The organism is Vibrio sp. 704 (assembly GCF_033339295.1).
In genome coordinates this window covers 1-2,403 of the sequence record NZ_JAWOUH010000050.1, presented here as the reverse complement: position 1 = coordinate 2,403, position 2,403 = coordinate 1, and the positions used below count along the sequence as shown (strand labels likewise).

Sequence of the window (2,403 nt, the reverse complement as noted above, 5' to 3'; positions counted from 1 at the left end):
ATCGATGGAACTAAATCAAGAAGCTACGATCTGATCGTGTATGGACACTCCCTCTATTGCAAGTAAATTTTAATGAAAATGAAGGTATAACTGCCCACGTGTATTCGGTTTTATTAGTGATGCCTTAATTGCGCATCGAACCATAATGGCGTTATCCGCACATTAACTCCCAAACGGCTACACGAGCTATTAGCTCTTTGATCAGGTTGGGTTTTGATAATGTTGGTTTGACCTATTTTCCATCATTTCTTTACTATGCAATTCTTCATATAACTGTTTTCAAAAATCAATAACATTTAAGCCGCAGCGCGAGATGCGTCATACTCAACGTCTTTGGCAACAATAGCCCACGAGATCCTTGCCAACTTGTTCGCAAGCGCGATGATCGCTACGTTCGGATGCTTAGTGATACTTAGCTTTTTGATCCATAAACTTAAGGCGTCTGTTTTATCCTTAACATAGCGAAATGCAGCTCTGGCGCCATGAACCAATAACTTTCTCAGGTATCCATTGCCTCTTTTGCTTATACCTAATAACCTCTCTCGTCCCCCAGTACTGTATTGTCGAGGAACCAACCCTAATGATGCCGAAAAATCTCGACCTCTTTTAAAACTCATGCCATCACCAAGGTCAATAAGTAGTGCACTGCAAACGAGTGGGCCAATGCCGATGATTTTCATTAATCTTTGAGCAACAGGGTTGTCACTAAGACTCAATTTTATCTTATTAGTTACCTTATCAATGCGTTCATCTAGCGTGATTAAATCTTCGTACAATACTTGTAGCAACTCCCTAAATTGGAATGATAACGAGTTTTCTACGTCTTCTAACCAGTAGGGAATATGTTTTCTCAAATTACTGATACCAACAGGTGCAACGATTCCATATTCAGCGGTTAAGCCTCTAATCTGATTAGCCCTGGCAGTCCTCTGAGCAATTAGTTCTTCTCGGACACGGTGCATTGATTGAATATCTTGTTGCTCGCTCGTCTTTACAGACACAAAGCGCATATTCGGCCTGTTTATCGCTTCGCAAATGGCTTCAGCATCGACTTTGTCATTTTTATTCGTTTTGACATAAGGCTTTACAAATTGACCTGCAACAAGCTTCACTGTATACCCCGCTTTGATAAGTTCTCTTGCCCAGTAATGAGAGGAACCACATGCTTCCATTCCAATGATTGCTGTAAAAGGCACTCGTTTCATGATCGCTTTTAACCATGTGTTTCTTGCATATTTTCCCTGCCAGGTCGTTTTTTCATTTTCATCAACAGCATGAATATGGAACACATTTTTTGCCAAATCGACACCCACACGAATAATCGTTCCCATCTGAGCCTCCCATCCTACGAATAAACCATGTTTATATAATGTAGCTAATCCAGTGTGATAAGGGTGAGGGGTGTCCATACCATTGGCTACACCCATTAATCGTCGTAGCCTCATGCCTAAACCTCGTTACAAAACAACTAACTGGACGCAGTACAACAAAGCCTTAATAAACCGTGGCTCTCTGACCTTTTGGATTGATGAGGAAGCGATAGCCGAGTGGAAGCAAAACAAACAAGGCAAGCGCGGCAGACCTCGCCAATTCAGCGACTTAGCCATTACTACTGCACTGATGGTGAAACGCATATTCTCTATGCCGTTGAGAGCACTGCAAGGATTTCTAGACTCGGTATTTAAGCTGGCTAACATCCCGCTAGTTTGTCCCCACTACACCTGTATAAGCCGTCGAGCTAAGGAAGTTGAGGTTTCATTTAAAACTAAAACCAGAGGTGCGATACAACACCTAGCCATTGATGCCACTGGCCTCAAGGTTTATGGCGAAGGCGAATGGAAGGTCAAGAAGCATGGTACTGACGGGAAGCGTAGGGTTTGGAGTAAGCTGCATATCGCAGTAGATACTAGCACCCACGAAATAGTCGCAGCAGAGCTGAGCTTATCTAACGTAACCGATGCCGAAGTACTTCCCAACTTGCTTAAGCAGACACGCCGTAAAATCATTGAGATATCAGGCGATGGTGCTTATGACACAAGGAATTGCCATGATGCCATACGGCTCAAGCGAGCTGTTCCGCTCATTCCGCCACGAGAAGGGGCAGCCTTCTGGGAACGAGGACATCCTCGCAACTTAGCAGTGGGTTGCCAGAAGCTCTACGGCTCTAACAAGAAATGGAAAAAGCGGTATGGTTATCATAAGCGCTCGCTCTCAGAGACAGCAATGTATCGGGTAAAACAGTTGTTAGGTGGGAAATTAAGCCTGAGGGACTACAACGCTCAAGTTGGTGAGACTTACGCTATGATCAAAGCGCTGAACAAGCTTACAGGGCTGGGTATGCCTGAAACTCAGTATGTTGTTTAAGAACTGAACAACATGGGGCTACCATGTCTTCTCATCGAA

The 2,403-nt window shown here is 43.8% G+C and carries 2 protein-coding genes; one reads left to right on the top strand and one right to left on the bottom strand.

Features of this window, described 5'->3' with window-relative positions:
• Nucleotides 1-296: 296 nt before the first annotated feature.
• Nucleotides 297-1,331 carry an IS110 family transposase gene (locus R7R24_RS24275; RefSeq protein WP_064377512.1) on the bottom strand — a complete coding sequence of 345 codons (1,035 nt, stop codon included), beginning with the start codon at nt 1,329-1,331 and terminating at the stop codon, nt 297-299.
• A gap of 112 nt (nt 1,332-1,443) precedes the next feature.
• On the opposite strand from R7R24_RS24275, the gene R7R24_RS24270 reads away from it, so the two are divergent.
• Nucleotides 1,444-2,364: an IS5 family transposase gene (locus tag R7R24_RS24270; RefSeq protein ID WP_025594252.1), complete on the top strand. Its 921-nt coding sequence runs from the start codon at nt 1,444-1,446 to the stop codon at nt 2,362-2,364.
• Nucleotides 2,365-2,403: the final 39 nt, after the last annotated feature.

Coding starts and splice junctions, on each gene's coding strand:
- R7R24_RS24275 (WP_064377512.1), bottom strand. CDS start 1,331: ATGGGAACGATTATTCGTGTGGGTGTCGATTTGGCAAAAAATGTGTTC.
- R7R24_RS24270 (WP_025594252.1), top strand. CDS start 1,444: ATGCCTAAACCTCGTTACAAAACAACTAACTGGACGCAGTACAACAAA.